The following is a 240-nucleotide window of genomic DNA, read 5'->3' on the forward strand; positions in this document are numbered from 1 at the left end:
CGTGTCGGTGTTCGACGACGCACGCATCCTGCACGTCGCCCGCTACGGCAAATCCGGCGCGCAGGCGTCGGGCCAGGCCGAGGGCACGGTGATGACGGTGTCGTTCGAACTGGACGGGCAGGCGTTTCTCGCGCTCAACGGCGGCCCGGTGTTTCCGCTCACGCCGGCCGTGTCGTTCGTCGTCAATTGCCGCGACCAGCAGGAGATCGACCGATACTGGGCGGCGCTGGCCGAAGGCGG

Annotated in this window: 1 protein-coding gene; it reads left to right on the top strand. The window is 69.2% G+C overall.

All coding sequences use genetic code 11. The features are described 5' to 3' along the window. A partial coding sequence (locus tag SB751_RS34750) for a VOC family protein (RefSeq protein WP_410749582.1) occupies positions 1-240 on the top strand: 240 nt, incomplete at both ends.

The sequence above is a fragment of the Cupriavidus sp. SIMBA_020 genome (assembly GCF_046535395.1).
Classification (GTDB): Bacteria; Pseudomonadota; Gammaproteobacteria; order Burkholderiales; family Burkholderiaceae; genus Cupriavidus; species Cupriavidus campinensis.